Genomic DNA, 16,810 nt, shown 5'->3' with positions numbered 1-16,810 from the left:
AAAAGTGGATTTTTATCAGAGAGCCGGCATTGTGTGCAGGTGTATTCCCAGGGGGAAGGTGGCCTCCTACGGGCAGATTGCTCTTCTTAGCGGAAAGCCGAAGAACGCCCGACAGGTGGGGTACGCTCTGAACAGGGGAAAGCTGGGGGAGGATGTACCGGCCCACAGGGTGGTCAATGGAAGAGGGCTGCTCAGCGGAGCAGCGGCCTTTGAGACATTTGACATGCAGAAAAACCTTCTGGAGGGAGAAGGGGTGGAGGTTTTTGGAACCAGGGATGGATGGCAGGTGGACATGAAGCGGTTTGGATGGAGGCATACCCTGAAGGATGCGGAAGAATTCCGCACCCTGTTCCGGAAAATGGGTATTTAGAGCCTGCTTTTCTGGATCACGCCGAAGCCGACGGAGTAGGGACCTGCGTGGACGCCGATTGTGGCGCCGATCTGGCAGAGAGGCAGGTCGGGTGTCTGGCCAAATTCCGAAAGAAGCCGGGATTTTGTCAGATCCCGAAAGCGCTCTGCCTCCTCCCGGTCATATCCGTAGCCGGCCAGGATGCGACAGTCTGAGGGGGCCAGGCTGTTGTCTTTCAGGTAGGAGACAAGGAGATCCACCACGCCTTCTATGGATCTGCGCCTGCCCCGGCGGATGCCGGAGGAGTGGATTTCCCCGTCCTGCAGTGTGATCAGGGGCTTGATCTGTAAGAGAGTTCCCGCTATGCCGGTCATCCTGCCGATGCGTCCGCCGTGCTGTATGTAGTCCAGACTGCCTACCGTGAAAAGGATGCGGGCGGTACTGCGCAGGCCTGACAGAAGGTCGGCGGCCTCTTCCAGCGTGTACCCTGCGTCCCGCAGACGACAGGCCTCCAGCACGTAGGCGCTCTGCATCAGGGTGGCGCAAAGAGAGTCCTGGACGATGACCGGGATGTCCGGGTATTCATTTTCCAGCATCCGCTTTGCAATCTGGGCAGACTGCATGGAGGAGCTCAGTTTGGTGGAAATGCAGATACACAGGATGGGCCGACCCATCCTGGCGCAGTCTGCAAAGGCCTGATAGAAGTCTTCAGGAGAAGGGGCCGCGGTTTTGGGGAAATGTCCGGGCTCGTCCACCATTTTCTGATAGAAATCCTTCAGTTCGATCTCTACGCCCTCCCTTTTGTAGGCCTGTCCATCGAAAGAGACGAGAAAATGGACGATGTGAATGTGGTTTTTTGCGGCTTCCTCTGCGGGCAGGTCGCAGGAGCCGTCGCTGACGATTGCAAATTTCGTATCCATGGAAATCCCCCTTTACTGTTATTGATTATCCTGCCCTTATCATAGCATAAATTCGGGGAAATGTCAGATGATGCCTTCGTAGCTGCGGCAAAGAGTGTCGCAGGAGGCGTTCAGCTTGTCCTGCTCCTCCTCTGTCAGGGACAGGGGCAGGATCCCCTGGATGCCGGTCTGGCCGATGATGGCGGGCATGCCGGTAAATACATCCCTTTGCCCATAGAGGCCGTCAGCCTTGACAGAAACAGTGAGGACGCTGTGCTCATCCCCCAGGACTGCCTTTGTGATCCTGGCCAGAGCCATGCCGATGCCGTAGTAGGTGGCCTTTTTTGCCTCGATGATCTTGTAGGCGGCGGTGCGAACTTCCTCCTCAATCTGCATGAGGCGGGCGGGGGAGGTGTGGTACTTTGTCTCTCTGGCCAGCTCCAGGATGGGCTTGGTTGCCAGCAGGGCCTGGCTCCAGGGGACAAACTCGCTGTCCCCGTGCTCGCCAATCACGTAGGCGTGAATGTTGCGGGGATCCACCTTCAGGTAGTCGCCGAGAAGGTAGCGGAGCCGGGCGGTGTCCAGAGCGGTGCCGCTGCCGAATACTTTTTGGGAGGGAAAGCCCGAGAGGTCGCAGGTAATCCTTGTCATAATGTCCACCGGGTTTGTGGCTACAAGAAAGATGCCCAGGAAGCCGGAGGCCGTGACGGGCTCCACGATAGAGCGGAAGACGGCTGCGTTCCTCTTCAGGAGGTTCAGCCTGGACTCTCCGTTTTGCTGGGCTACCCCCGCGCAGATGACCACCAGATCCGCGTCGCGGCAGTCCTGGTACTCCCCGGCGTAGATCTGCATATTGGAGCCGGCAAATGCCAGGCCGTGATTGAGGTCCATGGCCTCCCCCTCGGCCCGCTCCCGGTTCACGTCGATGAGAACCAGCTCGTCGCAGACGGACTGGTTCAGGAGGCAGTAGGCATAGCTCATCCCCACCATGCCGGTGCCTACAATGACAACTTTTCTCTTTTCTGCTTTCATTTGCTCTGTCTCCTTTCAGTTTTTATGTATTTATATATGTTCTATATGCGAGAGAAGCTTCGGCCTGTTTTAGCTTTCCCTGGCAGGCGGTCTTTTATACGGCGTATAAAAATATTGATAAATGTATTTTTCTCTTGCATTTTTCGAAAGGCTATGTTAACTTTGTACATATAGAAAAGCAGTTCTGCTATTCTTATTTATCACTATATTCTATTTACTTAATCAGGCGTTTCGCCGGACAATTACCAGAACATTTACAGGTTCAGCCGAGACGGGAGGTGATCTGCAAGCAAACTTTGTTTTTAGACGACAGGCATTTTACAGAAAAACGGAGGTAAACATAATTGAAAAGATTTGTATGTATTCTTTGTTGTGCTTTGTTTTTGTTTGCAGCCCTTCTGGGCAGCTCTGCGCTGCAGTCCCGGGCGGAGGAGGACAGCCCGGAGACAGATCCGGGAGGCGGCAGTGAGATCAGCTGGACGCTGGGGCGAGACAGCGAAAGAGTGGAGACGGACCGGCTCGGTGTGACGGAGGGAGGCATTATGCCCAGGTCAGCGGTCGGCTCTCTTTGCACCATCTCCTACGGCGCCAGCCACAGCTACGGGAGCTGGTTTACGAGGGAATTTTACGTGGCGGCTGAGACAGGAAACTATACGGGGTACTGTGTGCAGCCTATGAGCCCGCCACCCTCGGGGACATACCAGGTGTCCCGGCTTGACAACGATGTGATGAAGGCGCTCCTGATGATGGCACCGGGCTATCCCTATTATGAGGCATATGGGAAAATTATTTATAATGAGGCTGACAACAATACCTATGCCTACGCTCACGCGGCGCTGAGCTACGCCTACGAGGGAAGCCTTACCGGCCTGAGCGCCAGCATGCAGGCAGGTGTGACAAACATGGTCCACTATGCCACAGCTGCTGTGCAGGGATCCTGGGCGCCGGAGATCCACGAAAATCTGGACCGGTATCAGGTGTACATTGCCTACAATGATCAGCAGGACATTGTCTGGCTGGAGGAGCAGCCAAAGGGAAATGTGCAGCTCCAGAAGGTGTCCGCACAGATCGACATAACGGAGAGAAACTCCTGCTATAGCCTGGAGGGGGCTGTGTACGGCGTGTATACAGACGCAGGCTGCACGGCCCAGGCAGGGGAGCTGGTGACAGACGCGTCCGGAAAGAGTGGGCTTCTGTCCGTCAACGCGGGAACCTACTATGTAAAAGAAAAGACACCGCCCAGAGGCTACGCCCTGGATGGGACCGTGTACAGGGTGGACGTCCAGGCAGGACAGACAGCCCAGGTGAGCGCAAAGGACATTCCCCAGAAAAATCCGGTGGAGGTGCTGCTGAAGAAATATGACGGAGAGCTGGATTTCCAGGAGGAGGGAAATGCGCCTCAGGGAGCGGCCTCTCTGGCGGGAGCGGAATTTACCTTCCGGTTTTACACGGGAGACTATGACAGCCTGGAAAAGCTGGAGGGAGTGAGCCCTGCCAGGACCTGGGTATTCCGAAGCAACGACAGGGGATTTGTGTCCACACAGGAGGAGTATTTTTTGGAGGGAGATCCGGTGTGGCGGGACGGAAACGGCGGATTTTTCCTCCCTCTTGGAACAGTGACGATACAGGAGACAAAAGCTCCACAGGGATATAATCTGAACAGTGAGACGCAGCTTGTGCGCGTTACGCCGGAGGGAACCGGTGAGCAGGTGCAGACATACCAGACGCCGGCCTTTGAGGAGGATGTGATCCGGGGAGACCTGGAGCTCATCAAGGTGTACCAAAATGAGGAGGAAAAGGAGGATGTGCTGGAGGGCATCGAGGGAGTGGAATTTACGCTCACTTCCAGGACAACAGGGCAGGAGGTCCTGCGGATCGTGACGGACCGCGAGGGGAAGGCCACCACCAGGAGCGAGGACTATCCAAGGGGCAGACTGGTGTATGATACCTACCTGGTGACAGAGACCAAAACGCCGGAAGGGTACAATCCCGTCAAGCCCTTTGAGGTGGAGATCTCGGAAGAAAATGTGACGGTCAGCGGCATATACAGGCAGGACACGCTCATCACCAGTCCCATCCAGGTGCTGAAGGTGGATGCCTCCACGGGTAAGACGATCCCCGTCGCGGGGACGGAATTCCAGCTGCTGGACGCAGACCGGAATGTGGTGACTATGACATCGCACTATCCGGAATATCAGGTGTACGAGACCTTTGTCACAGACGAGGAAGGGCGTTTTACATTCCCAGAAAAGCTGAAATACGGGACTTATTATCTGCGTGAAGTGAAGGCGCCCAAGGGGTACCTCCTGAACGGGGAGGAGCTTGCCTTCACCGTGGAGGAGGACAAGGACTGGGGAAGTCCTCTGACCGTGCGGTTTGCCGATGAGAACGCCATGGGAAGGATCAGCATCGACAAGTATGAGGAGGGGAAGGAAGAGTACCTAGCGGGAACAGAGTTTGAGATACAGGCAGCGGAGGACATCGTGACGCCTGACGGGACGGTTCGCCTGAAAAAGGGGGAGCTGGCCGGGACCCTAACGACGGGGAATGAGACAGCTGTGTCCGAGGAGTTGTTCCTCGGGAAATATACGGTCAGGGAGACAAAGCAGGTTCCCGGATTTGCTCTTCCGGAGAAAGCGTTCCAGGTGGAGCTGAAATATAAGGATCAGACGACCCCTGTGGTGGAGGAGCATCTCACTGTCTATAATGAGCCGACTTCTCTTGTGCTCCTGAAATATGAAAAGGGCTCGGAGGAGAAGACAGCCCTGGCAGGAGTCAGGTTTAAGGTGTGGCTGAAGCAGGATGAGGCTGTGGAAGAGGAGGCAGTCATGGGAGAGGACACAGTCATGCAGGCGGATACGGTGGATCCTGGATACACACTGGAAGAGGTCTATGAGACGGACGAAGAAGGAAGGATTGAAATCCCCTATCTTCTGCCGGACAGCACTTATTGTATACAGGAGGTGGAAGCTCTGCCGGGATATATTCCCGACGGTACGATCCGTGAGATCTGTGTGGACTCCCGGGGACAGATTGAGGATAAGGCTGTCTGTGTGGTGGAATTTGAAAACGACTATACCAAGCTGCGCGTCTCCAAGCTGGACGGGGGAAACCGCCAGTATCTGCCCGGGGCCGGGCTGAAGCTGGAGAGAGTTCTGGAGAGCGGAGAAAGGGAGCTGGTGGAGAGCTGGACTTCCGGTAAAGAGGAAAAGAAATTTGACAGACTGGAGCCCGGGGAGTACGTGCTGACAGAGGAGCAGGCGCCGGAGGGCTATGAGAAGGCAGAGCCTGTAAGCTTCACTCTTAAGGAGACGGGAGAAGAACAGAAGGTGGAGATGCTGGATCAGCTACTGGTGAAGGCTCCAAGGACAGGAGATATCTCTTATATTCCATGGCTTGGAGCGGCGCTGGCCGGATCCCTTGCCCTGATGCTGTGGGCGCTGCGTATAAGGAAAAGGAAGTGACAGGATGGATTACTGTGTGATCTGCGGAAGGATTGTCCCGGAGGGGACCCATGTGTGCGTGAACTGCAGGTATGCTGTGCTGGGCACTTCGATAGATACTGCAGGCGAAACGGGCGTTGTCATGGAAGATAAATGCGGATATAATAAGGGAAGGGATAGGGGAAGACCCGTTCCGGAGCCATCAAAAGGAACCATACCAGGATACAGGACGAAGGAGTGAGAGCAATGCGGATATATGAGGGCCGCCCGGCCCAGGCGGTGGGCAGACTGGAAAAGGAGATGAAGGTCTACGATCTTCTGGACGAACTGGGGATACCCTATGTCCGGACCGACCACGAGGCTGTGATGACTATTGAGGCCTGCAGGGAGGTGGACGAGGCGCTGCACATAGAGATCTGCAAGAACCTGTTCCTGTGCAACCGGCAGAAGACAAACTACTATCTTCTCGTCATGCCGGGCGGGAAAAATCTGCAGGCAAAGGAGCTTTCGCCCCAGATTCCCTCATCCAGGCTTTCCTTTGCGTCCGGGGAGGATATGGAGAAATATCTGAATGTGACGCCTGGGTCCGCCACTATCATGGGGCTGATCTTTGATCCGGAAAACAAGGTACAGCTCCTGATAGATGAGGAGGTGCTGGGAGAGGAGTATTTTGCCTGCCATCCCTGCGTCAACACGTCCAGCATCCGGCTGAAGACAGAGGATGTGCTGGGAAAATTTCTGAAGGCAGTGCATCACGACTATATACCCGTAAAGCTGAGCAGATAAAAAGGACTCCAGGCAGATGGTATATATTTTCCTCTTCTGGTATAGACTGTAAAAAACAGGACTTGCCGGAAAGGGGACATGCAGGATGGAGGAGACATACCGCCAGGCCGCAGAGGACGAAGAGCTGATGGAAAAATGTGTGCTGTGCGGGCGTATGGTTCCGGTGCGCAGAGACAGTCATATTGCAGGCAGAAGATACTATGTGGAGGGGGCGGGCCAGCTCTGTGCCAGATGCTTTTACGAGGTGTATCACAATTAGCTTGCTTTTTATCCGCAGAGGGTGTAACGTTAACCGTGACTGAACATGCATGAAGGATAAGGAGGAGGCAGGCAATGGCTGAAAAACCGACACAGAAAATGTCACAGAGAGAGCGGATGCTGGCGGGACTTTTGTACAACGCAGCAGATCGGGAGCTCTGTGAGGCCCGCATCCGGGCAAAGCATCTGACATACCTTTACAATACATGTGATCCTGCGGACATGGAGAAGCGGGCCGCTATCATGAAGGAGATTATCGGTGAGCAGGCGGAGCACACGTGGATCGAGGCGCCCTTTTACTGTGACTATGGGACGAACATAGAGTTTGGAGATAACTTTTATTCGAATGTGCACTTTACCGTGTTGGACTGTGCGAAGGTGACCTTTGGGCATGATGTGATGATAGGCCCCAACGTGGATATCTACACAGCCGGGCATCCGGTGCACCCCGAGACCCGCTGTACAGAGTGGGAGTACGCCATGGAGGTGAAGATCGGAGACCGGGTGTGGATCGGCGGCAGAAGCGTGATCAATCCCGGAGTGACCATTGGGAATGACTGCGTCATCGCATCCGGCAGCGTGGTCACAAAGGACGTGCCGGACGGCGTGATCGTAGGAGGAAACCCGGCAAAGGTGATCCGCTGTATCACGGAGGAGGACAAAAAGTATTATTTCAAGAAGCTTCCCTACGACAGGGGGCTATAGACAAAAAAGCTGTGCGATGAGATTGCCCGGTGGGCGGAGGACGACTTCCGCTCCATGAACGGGCAGATCGAGTATCTCCTGACAGAGTGCGTGAAGCACAGAAAGGGGAAAAAGGATTTATAAAATCTTAAGATTTTGCAAGGAAAACATTAAAGTCTTCCTGCTATCATGAAGGTACCATTTCTTACAGGAGGTGGTACCTTTCCCATTTGTTTTATTTATGGGAGGGCAGGAAGGAGAGAAACAGATGAACGAGAGGATTTTAGTGGCAGACGACGAACCGGATATCGCGGATCTCGTCTGCCTTTATCTTCAGAACGAAAACTATGAGACAAGAGTGTGCTATTCCGGCCAGGAGGCGCTGGAGGAAATACGCCGGGAGAAGCCGGACCTTGCCATCCTGGACATCATGATGCCGGGGGTGAGCGGCCTTACGGTCTGCCGGGAGATACGAAAAAAAGACACCTATCCGGTTATTTTCCTGACGGCAAAAGGGGAGGAGATCGACAAGATCAACGGCCTGGCTCTGGGGGCGGACGACTACATCACAAAGCCCTTCCGCCCTCTGGAGATGGTGGCCCGGGTGAAGGCCCAGCTGCGGCGCTGCAAGAAGTACAACTGTCCCGGCCAGGAGGAGGATCTGCTTGTGCGGGGAGGCCTCACCTTGAATGTGAGAACCCATCAGTGCACCCTTGGGGGAAAGGACCTAAAGCTGACTCCCACAGAGTTTTCCGTACTGGAGATCCTGTGCCGGAAGAGAGGCAGCGTGGTCAGCTCCGAGGAGCTGTTCCACGCCATATGGAAGGACGAGTACTACAGTCGGAAAAATAACACTATCACCGTGCATATTCGGCATCTGCGGGAGAAGATGGGGGACTCCATCGACCATCCGAGATACATTAAGACAGTCTGGGGGTGTGGTTACAAAATTGAAGAACAGTAAAAAGTACTGGAAGGCAGCGGGCGGGGTCCTGGCAGCTCTGCTGGCGCTCTATTTTCTGTTTGATTTTGTGGATTATGTCTGCAACGGCGTGTTTGTAGAGTGGTTTACGAGGAATTTTGTCACCTCGGTGCCGGCCTGGTATGATCCCCAGACAGGGAACACGGTTATGAGAGATGAGATTTTCTGGCCTTCCCTGAAAAATTTTATCTTCTGGAGCATGGCCGTGGTGGCGGCCGCTGTCATCCTCCTTGTCTTTGTTTTTACAGAGAGAAATACGGCAAAAATCCGGCAGGAGGCCAGGGAGAGTATGGACAGCATGAAGGAAGAGCAGAAGAGGCAGGCCCAGGTCATCGAGGACGAGATGCGGCGAAAGGATGATCTGATCGCTTACCTGGCCCACGACCTGAAGACGCCCCTCACCTCAGTCATCGGATATCTGAGCCTTCTTGACGAGGCGCCGGACATGCCGGGAGAGCAGCGGGGAAAATACCTGCACACGGCCCTCTCCAAGGCGGAGCGTCTGGAGGGGCTGATCAATGAATTTTTTGACATCACCCGGTACAATCTCCAGAAAATGCCTCTGGAAAAACGGCGGGTCAATCTGTGCGCCCTCCTTGTGCAGGTGACAGAGGAGCTCTACCCTGCCCTTGAAAAGCACGGAAACGAAGTGGAAAATGAGGTGGATGAGGAGGAGTATATTTACGCTGACCCGGAGAAGATGGCCCGGGTCTTTAACAATCTGCTGAAGAACGGGGCGGCTTACAGCGACCGGGATACCCCCATTAAGATATGGACCCAGCGAACAGGGGAGGAGATCGCTATTATTTTTGAAAATACAGGGGTCACCATACCCGGGGAAAAGCTGGAGATGATCTTTGACAAATTCTTCCGCCTGGACGATGCACGGGGTGCCCAGACAGGGGGATCCGGCCTGGGGCTTGCCATTGCGAAGGAGATCGTCAGCCAGCACGGCGGCAGCATCGCCGCCTACAGTGAGGAGAGGATTACCAGGTTCGAGGTGCGCCTGCCGGCCTGGTGTTAGGCGCAGCTGCCGGGCAAATCCTTTCAGATACTCACAAAGTCTTAATCTTTTCTTAGCAATCAAACAATTTCATATTAAAGTTCCACTCTCCCTCCTCTGGTAGATTAAGAGCCAGAAGAAGGGAGAGAACGCTATGGATAGAAGAAAGAAAAAGCTGCGAAGACGCAGGAGAAACCGGCTCACCGCTGTCTTGCTGGTGCTGATGCTGTTTTTCATATGGCTTGGAGCGAGAAATTATATGAATATGGAGGGACTGGGACTTCCCGGATCCGGGGACGGAGGGAGGCTGTCCGCCTGTCTGGAGGATCTGTACAGTCCCTCGGCGGCTCTGGTGGATGCCGGAACCGGTGAGAAGCTGGGAGCCGCCGGCGGGAGCAGGCGGATCTATCCTGCATCCATGACTAAGATCATGACCGCCGTGGTGGCGCTGGAGCACATCTCCAGCCTGGATGAGACTATCACCATGCCGGGAGATTTCTACGGGCAGCTCTATGAGGAAAACGCCTCCATGGCCGGATTTGAGCCGGGTGAGGAGGTATCGTACCGGGAGCTTCTCTACGGAGCGCTCCTTCCCTCCGGGGCGGAGTGCTGCATGGCCTTTGCGGAGAAAATTGCGGGCAGCGAGAGCGGCTTTGCGGAGATGATGAATGAAAAGGCGCGGGAGCTGGGGATGAGGGACACCCATTTTACCAACTGCACCGGGCTCCACGACAGAAAGCATTACTCTACGGCGGAGGATATGGCCCGGCTTGTGGTGTATGCCCTGAAAAATGACACCTTCCGGCAGGCCTTTACCAGCAGATCCTACACCATGGCATCCACCGCCTTTCATCCCGGGGGATTTACCGTGACAAGCACTCTCTTTGCCAGCCTTTCAGATCCGTCCGTCACAGGGGGAGAGATACTGGGAGGAAAGACCGGGTACACGCAAGAAGCGGGCCTTTGTCTGGCCAGCCTGGCTGAGGTGAATGGAAAAGAGTATGTCCTTGTGACAGCCGGGGCGCCGGGAGATCACCAGAGTGAGCCCTACCACGTGCTGGACGCGGTGAAGGTGTACGGGCGGATCGGAGAAAACGCGGAGTAAAAAATGAATTTCAATCAGATTTAACAACCGGATTTAAATACAAATTTTCTATTGCAGTCCAAAATGAATTATGTTATTCTGAATATGTCAAGGCGGCGCATCTGCCGCCAGGCATACACATCAAGTGCACCGCAAAGTCAAGGCGGCGCATCTGGCTATTCGGAGCCTGATTTCCAGGCATGACCCGATTGTTGCACAACTGAACAGAGCAGGAAATGAGGGCCGTGCCTCCGGTATTCGGACCGGATATGCCAAAAAACAGACATGCCCCTTTTCTGCATGAGCTACCCAGGAAAGGAGAAGGCAAGTGACGAAGAAAAACGACAAGTTTATCATGCTTCCCACCGTGGACGTGTGCTTTAAGGGACTGATGTACAATCCCAAGGTGAGAAAGGGGCGCAGGTCAACATGGAGATGCAGGCGTACCCCTTCGGGCAGTGGGACGCCAGATCCCTGTTTTATCTGAGTAAAATGTACACAGATCAGATCGGGAGGGGCGATCCCTACACGAAGCTGAAAAAGTGTATCCATGTGAGCATACTGGACTTTATCCGCTTTGCGGATGACAGGAAATGCCACCGGACCATCAGCCTGTGCGATGAGCAGACAGGGGAAAAGTACACAGACCTTCTGGAGCTGCAGATCCTGGAGCTGAAGAAGCTGCCGGGGGATCTGCGGGAGGACGATGAGGTCATCCAGTGGATGCGCTTCCTGGCTGGGAAGGACCGGAAGGAGTTGGAGGATATGGCAAGTACAAGCGAATATATCGAGGAGGCCTACAGGGAACTGGAGAGGATGAGCGCGGACGAGAGGGCCAGGCTGGAGTACGAGGCCCGGCAGAAGGCCATTCGGGACCACGATGCCATCATGAGCAGCGCCTGGGAGACCGGCATGGAGAAAGGAATGGAGAAAGGTCTGCAGAAAGGCAGAGAGCAGGGCCGGCTGTCTATAGTCCGCCGGATGCTGGAGGGCGGCACCAGCCCGGAAGAGATCATGCGCCTCACCGGGGCCACGGAGGAGGAAGTGGAAAAGGCCCGGAACATGTAGGCCTGCCTGTGACGGGATGCGTGAAAAATGTGGAATAGAAATCTATATATAGAAAATCCAGAATAGAAATCTCCGGGAATTGTATTTTTCCGCCATCCATATTATAATAAATAAGATAAGCCCTGCCCGGGAAAGCGGAGCTGTGGAAACGGGCAGGGCGCAGACGAAAGAGGGAATGATCATGTACATAGCGGACCTTCATATACACTCCCGGTATTCCCGGGCTACCAGTAAGGACTGTACGCCGGAGCACCTGGATCTGTGGGCCAGGCGGAAGGGGATCCACATTGTGGGAACCGGAGATTTCACCCACCCGGCCTGGAGGGAGGAGCTGAAGGAAAAACTGAAGCCCGCGGAGGACGGGCTGTACGTGCTGAAAGACGAATACAGGATAGAGGATGAGACAGTGAGGGGCAGTATGACTCCTCGTTTTGTTGTTACGGGGGAAATCAGCTCCATCTACAAAAAGGGAGGGAGAGTGCGCAAGGTTCACAGCCTGATCCTTCTGCCCGGTCTGGAGGCGGCGGAGGAGATTGCGGGCAGGCTGGAAGAGATCGGAAATATCCATTCTGATGGCCGGCCTATCCTGGGGCTCTCCTGCCATGACCTGTTGGAGATCCTGCTCACCTCCTGCCCGGAGAGCATCTATGTGCCGGCTCATATCTGGACGCCCCACTTCTCCCTGTTCGGGGCTTTCTCCGGCTTTGACACGGTGGAGGAGTGCTTTGAGGATCTGACGCCCTACATTCACGCAGTGGAGACGGGACTCTCGTCAGACCCACCCATGAACTGGAGAGTGTCTGCCCTGGACAGATACCATCTCATCTCCAACTCAGATGCCCACTCCCCGGCTAAGCTGGGGCGGGAGGCCAACCTACTTGACATCGAGATGTCCTACGAGGGGCTGCGCAGGGCTATCCAGGATGGGACGGGGCTTCAGGGTACCATTGAGTTTTTCCCGGAGGAGGGGAAATACCATCTGGACGGGCACCGGAAATGCGGCCTGTGCCTGACGCCCTCTGAGACGGAAAAATATGGCGGCGTCTGCCCGGTGTGCGGTCGGAAGATTACCATCGGCGTCTCCCACCGGGTGGAGGAGCTGGCCGACCGGCCGGAGGATTATGTCAGGACTGACGGCGCTGCCTTTGAGAGCCTGGTGCCGCTGCCGGAGGTCATCGGCGCATCTCTGGGTCATTCTTCGGTCAGCCGCAAGGTCTTAAGAGAGTATGAGGAAATGCTGGGAAAGCTGGGGCCGGAGTTTGAGATCCTGCGGACGATCCCCCAGGAGGATATCCAGAAGGCGGCGGGCCACCGGATCGCCCAGGGCATCATGCGGCTCAGGCAGGGAAAGGTGGAGCGGATCCCGGGATTTGACGGGGAGTACGGGACAATCCGGCTTTTTACGGCGGACGAGCTTGAGAACACGGATGGGCAGATGGATTTCTTCAGCCTCATCGGCGTGGAGCCGGAAGCCCTCGAAAAGGGGCAGAGGGAGGCGCAGCCCGTCCTTTCAGAAAAGGAGCCGGTGAGCGCTTTGAAGGAGGAGCGGCAGGAGGCAGCTGCCGGCGGCGCTCCTTCCCTCAACCCGGAGCAGCGGGAGGCTGTGAGGAGGATCTGCCGGCATTTGGCGGTGGTTGCCGGGCCGGGCACCGGAAAGACAAAGACCCTGGTGTCCCGGATCCAGTATCTGCTGGAGCACAGGAAGGTAAAGCCCTCCGAGATCACCGCGGTTACCTTCACCAACCAGGCTGCCGGTGAGATGCGGGAGCGGCTGAAAAAGGAGATGGGAAGCCGGCGGGTCAGCGGTCTGCAGATCGGCACCTTCCACAGCATCTGTCTGCATTTTCTGCGGAAGGCGGGAGTGGAATTCTCCCTGGCAAGCGAGGCTCAGTGCCGGCAGATGGCCGGGGAGGCTGTGTCGGAGGCGGGGCTTTCCGTTGGTGCCGGAAAATTTCTGGAGAGCCTCTCGCGGAAACAGGCGGGCCTGTCCGTGTGTGAGGAGGAGCGCTTTCGGCAGGCGGAAGAGCTCTACAAAAAGAAGAAGCAGGAGATGAGGCTCCTTGATTTTGACGACCTGCTTCTGGAGACGCTGAGGCTGCTGGAGGGCGGCGCCCCTGCGGGAAAGCAGTTCACCTGTCTGCTTATCGATGAGTTTCAGGACATCGATCCCCTCCAGTACAGACTTGTGAGAGCCTGGGACCGGGATGCCAGAGAGCTCTTTGTCATCGGGGATCCGAACCAGTCTATCTACGGCTTCCGAGGGGCAGACGCCGGCTGCTTTGAGCGGCTGCGGGCGGATGTGGAGGCGGCCGGCGGGGAGTTCTGTCTGGTGGAGCTTAGGGAGAACTACCGCTCCACGCCCCAGATCCTGGAGGCAGCCCGCAGGATGCAGGGCTGTGAGCCTCTGCATCCCAACTGCCCGGAGGGAGCGCCTGTGCGTCTTCTGAGAGCGGGAAGCGAGCTGGGGGAGGCCATTTTCATCGCCAAGGAGATCGGGCGTATGGCCGGAGGCATCGGCATGCTGGAGGCTCAGGAGCTGTCCGGCAGCAAAGAGAGACAGACAAGGTCCTTTGATGAGATCGCTGTCCTTGCCAGGACCCACCGGCAGGCGGATCTGGTGGAAATGTGCCTGCGAAAAGAGGGGATCCCCTATATCGTGGCCGGCAGGGAGGGATTTCTGGAGGATGACAAGGTGCAGGGAAGCATCTGCTTCTTTCAGTATCTGGAAAATCCGGAGAACGAGTCTGCGGCGCAGATGGCGGCGGAGCTTCTCCTGGGACTTTCCTGGAACCAGCTGACAGAGGAGATGATCCGTGCCATGGCGGAGAAATACCGCCCTCTCTTTGAAAAGAAGAAGCCGGGGAAATTCCTGGAGATGTGGATGGAGGAACAGGGCCTTCAGAAGGAGGACGCTGTGAAGAAGCTGGCAGCCATGACCGTCTTCTACAAGACCATGCCGGACTTTTTGCGGGATCTTGTGCTGGGCGTGGAGAGCGACCTGAAGCGATGCGGCGGGAAAAATTACACGTCAGGGGCTGTTACCCTGATGACCCTCCACGGTTCCAAGGGCCTGGAGTTCCCGGCAGTGTTCATTTACGGCGCCAGAGAGGGGAATATCCCTCTGGAAAATGAGAAGCGTCCGTCGGATGAAGAAGAGGAGCGAAGACTTCTCTACGTGGGCATGACCCGGGCAAAGGAGGAGCTGATCCTCACCTGCTCCGGGGAGGAGTCCAGGTTCCTGGCAGAGCTGCCTGAGACAGTTCTCAAACGGGAGAAGGAGATCCCGGTAAAAAAGGAGGAGACCTGCCATCAGATGAGCCTCTTTGAGCTGGGAAATTAAGGAATAAAGGCAGCAGCCGGACAGAACAGAAGGAAGAAACAGGAGGATGAGTGGATGAGGAGAAATGTAAGACTGAAGGATATCTCTGACGGAAAGCTCTACACGGCGCAGGACATGGTGCGGGCGGACTGCCGGGGATGCCAGGGATGCTCTGCCTGCTGTCAAGGCATGGGAAGCTCCATCCTGCTGGATCCGCGGGATATCTGGCTTTTGACAAAGGGAACCGGGAAGGACTTTGAGGGACTTCTGGCAGAGCATGCAGAGCTTGTCCTGTCGGACGGGATTGTCCTGCCCTGTCTTCGGATGGCGGGAAAGGAGGAGACCTGCACCTTTCTGGACCGGGAGGGACGGTGCTCCATCCACCCCTTCAGGCCGGGGATCTGCCGGATGTTTCCCCTGGGGCGGTACTATGAGGAGACGGGATTTCGCTATTTCCTCCAGGTGCACGAGTGCCCCAAGAAGGATCGGACCAAGGTCAGGGTCAGGAGCTGGCTGGACATTCCGGATCTCAAGAGATATGAGACCTATATCTTTGACTGGCACAGCTTTTTGAAAGTCTGTGAGAGGGAGTCAGAGGGGCTGGACGGGGACAGCCTGAAAATACTGCAGATGTATCTGCTTCGCGCATTTTATCAGACGCCCTGGGACGGGGAGGACTTCTATGGGGAGTTCTACAGACGCCTGGCGCAGGTAAAGGAGAAGCTTGGTTTATGATAGAAAGATTTGAAGAGCTGAAGGAATTTCTGCCGGGGCTTCAAAGGGACATGCCGGAGAGCTACGGGAAGCTGGCGGAGATCTTTCAGTTTCATGTGTTTGAACTGCACCTGGGAGAAGACAGGGGCAGGAAGGTGGATTACTATATCCCCTACATGATGAACGATGCCCTGGAGTGCTATCTGGTGCTGAGGGATGCCTGGATGACCGGAGATTATCTGGATCTGGATCAGGAGGAGTACCCTATACAGGGGCAGCTTGCCTGGAGGGATGACCGGTCGGCTCTCATCGTAAAGCAGGGCAGGGAGAATGTATTTACCATCTGGTTTTCTGAGCTGACAGAGGTGTTCCAGTGCTATCAGTATCACCGGATCGGCCACTTCTGGGTAAAGGGGCAGGAGCAGTGGAGACAGCTCGTCTATATGGCGGGGACGGTCTACGAGAAGTACCAGTATCTGGGCGACGCGGCCTGCAATGAGGGCGAGAAGAAATTCATGCGTCTCATCGAATTCCCGCCCTTCCGCTACTGGTCCCCCATAGACGAGCCATTGGACGACCGGTATCCCTCCACCCGGGAGGGAGCCCTGTGCATGCGGGGGCTGGCGCTGGAGGCGGGGGATAAGAGCTACGCCAGGCTGGCCGGCCTGTATGCCAGGTTCCCCTTCGGATTTTTAAAGAAAAAGCTGGCAAGGAAGCTGTGTGACCCGGCAAGGCAGAGACTGTACGAGACGATCTACGGGAAGGTGAGGGCCGCTTCCCTGAAATATCCGAAGAGAGTCTACGGGGAGGCCCTGGACGGGGAGATCCTGAGGGCGAGAAAGCGTGTTCACCAGAGACTGCACCGGGCCGGATTTTGCGGGAAGTATCCCGTCTATACGAGGGGAAACGTGGAAGTGGTGGCCGCGGAGGAGCATCCCTTTACCACCATGGAGGCGGAGGATTTCACCTTCCGCATCCGGTTCATGGTCTCCCGGTGCAAAAAAGAGAAGGATATGGGAAGAAACTGCGGCTTTTTCAAGGGCAGAGGACGTGAGGGCCGGATTGAGGATGATCTGGACATGCTCATGGGAGAGCTGGAAAAATAAGACTAACTATTAAAGAAAGTCAAGTAAAAAAGTGGCAACGACTTTTCGTTGCAATCAGTACCTTGAAAACTGTATGACAATAA

At 55.8% G+C, this 16,810-nt stretch carries 16 protein-coding genes; 14 read left to right on the top strand and 2 right to left on the bottom strand.

Translation table 11 applies throughout. From position 1 onward, the window contains the following. The first annotated feature begins 4 nt into the window (after positions 1-4). The gene (locus NI21_RS0113090) at positions 5-370 is read left to right on the top strand and encodes an MGMT family protein (protein WP_033126651.1); all 366 of its coding nucleotides are present in this window, start codon (positions 5-7) and stop codon (positions 368-370) included. Here the strand turns inward: NI21_RS0113090 and NI21_RS0113085 are convergent. Next, positions 367-1,269 (bottom strand): DegV family protein, encoded by a 903-nt coding sequence (locus tag NI21_RS0113085; protein WP_033126650.1) that lies wholly within the window; start codon positions 1,267-1,269, stop codon positions 367-369. The genes NI21_RS0113090 and NI21_RS0113085 overlap by 4 nt on opposite strands. A gap of 63 nt (positions 1,270-1,332) precedes the next feature. Further along, the gene (locus NI21_RS0113080) at positions 1,333-2,280 is read right to left on the bottom strand and encodes an L-lactate dehydrogenase (protein WP_033126649.1); all 948 of its coding nucleotides are present in this window, start codon (positions 2,278-2,280) and stop codon (positions 1,333-1,335) included. Positions 2,281-2,624: 344 nt separating this feature from the next. On the opposite strand from NI21_RS0113080, the gene NI21_RS16135 reads away from it, so the two are divergent. The 13 genes from NI21_RS16135 to NI21_RS0113025 all read left to right on the top strand — a co-directional run bounded on the left by NI21_RS16135 (position 2,625) and on the right by NI21_RS0113025 (position 16,727). Further along, positions 2,625-5,744, top strand: coding sequence for a SpaA isopeptide-forming pilin-related protein (locus NI21_RS16135; protein WP_147581198.1), 3,120 nt, complete (start codon positions 2,625-2,627; stop codon positions 5,742-5,744). Positions 5,745-5,748: 4 nt separating this feature from the next. Next, positions 5,749-5,964, top strand: a complete 216-nt coding sequence (locus NI21_RS0113070) for a hypothetical protein (protein ID WP_033126648.1) — start codon at positions 5,749-5,751, stop codon at positions 5,962-5,964. A 5-nt stretch (positions 5,965-5,969) separates the two neighbouring features. After that, positions 5,970-6,509: a prolyl-tRNA synthetase associated domain-containing protein gene (locus NI21_RS0113065; RefSeq protein ID WP_033126647.1), complete on the top strand. Its 540-nt coding sequence runs from the start codon at positions 5,970-5,972 to the stop codon at positions 6,507-6,509. 85 nt (positions 6,510-6,594) lie between these two features. Further along, the gene (locus NI21_RS16785) at positions 6,595-6,768 is read left to right on the top strand and encodes a hypothetical protein (RefSeq protein WP_156111854.1); all 174 of its coding nucleotides are present in this window, start codon (positions 6,595-6,597) and stop codon (positions 6,766-6,768) included. 98 nt (positions 6,769-6,866) lie between these two features. Further along, the gene (locus NI21_RS0113060) at positions 6,867-7,472 is read left to right on the top strand and encodes a sugar O-acetyltransferase (RefSeq protein ID WP_033126668.1); all 606 of its coding nucleotides are present in this window, start codon (positions 6,867-6,869) and stop codon (positions 7,470-7,472) included. 247 nt (positions 7,473-7,719) lie between these two features. Beyond that, entirely contained in the window at positions 7,720-8,415 is a 696-nt protein-coding gene (locus NI21_RS0113055; protein WP_033126667.1) for a response regulator transcription factor, read from the top strand. Beyond that, positions 8,402-9,457, top strand: a complete 1,056-nt coding sequence (locus NI21_RS0113050) for a sensor histidine kinase KdpD (RefSeq protein WP_052084103.1) — start codon at positions 8,402-8,404, stop codon at positions 9,455-9,457. Before NI21_RS0113055 ends, NI21_RS0113050 begins: the two co-directional genes overlap by 14 nt. 133 nt (positions 9,458-9,590) lie before the next feature. Next, a complete protein-coding gene (locus NI21_RS0113045; RefSeq protein WP_033126646.1) occupies positions 9,591-10,541 on the top strand; it encodes a D-alanyl-D-alanine carboxypeptidase family protein in 951 nt (316 codons plus the stop codon). Between the two features lie 307 nt (positions 10,542-10,848). Then, positions 10,849-11,007: a hypothetical protein gene (locus tag NI21_RS17115; protein ID WP_205155364.1), complete on the top strand. Its 159-nt coding sequence runs from the start codon at positions 10,849-10,851 to the stop codon at positions 11,005-11,007. Beyond that, positions 10,950-11,588, top strand: a complete 639-nt coding sequence (locus NI21_RS15915; protein ID WP_052084102.1) for an Rpn family recombination-promoting nuclease/putative transposase — start codon at positions 10,950-10,952, stop codon at positions 11,586-11,588. The genes NI21_RS17115 and NI21_RS15915 overlap by 58 nt, the downstream gene beginning before the upstream one ends. A 142-nt stretch (positions 11,589-11,730) precedes the next feature. Further along, a complete protein-coding gene (locus NI21_RS0113035) occupies positions 11,731-14,928 on the top strand; it encodes a UvrD-helicase domain-containing protein (RefSeq protein ID WP_369792831.1) in 3,198 nt (1,065 codons plus the stop codon). 54 nt (positions 14,929-14,982) lie between these two features. Then, positions 14,983-15,642: a YkgJ family cysteine cluster protein gene (locus NI21_RS0113030; protein WP_033126644.1), complete on the top strand. Its 660-nt coding sequence runs from the start codon at positions 14,983-14,985 to the stop codon at positions 15,640-15,642. Further along, positions 15,639-16,727: a DUF3878 family protein gene (locus NI21_RS0113025; protein WP_033126643.1), complete on the top strand. Its 1,089-nt coding sequence runs from the start codon at positions 15,639-15,641 to the stop codon at positions 16,725-16,727. The genes NI21_RS0113030 and NI21_RS0113025 overlap by 4 nt, the downstream gene beginning before the upstream one ends. Positions 16,728-16,810: the final 83 nt, after the last annotated feature.

The organism is Eubacterium sp. ER2, assembly GCF_000765215.1.
GTDB classification, from domain to species: Bacteria; Bacillota; Clostridia; order Lachnospirales; family Lachnospiraceae; genus Claveliimonas; species Claveliimonas intestinigallinarum.
Note: the sequence above shows the minus strand (reverse complement) of the source record. Positions and strands in the feature narration are given on the sequence as shown.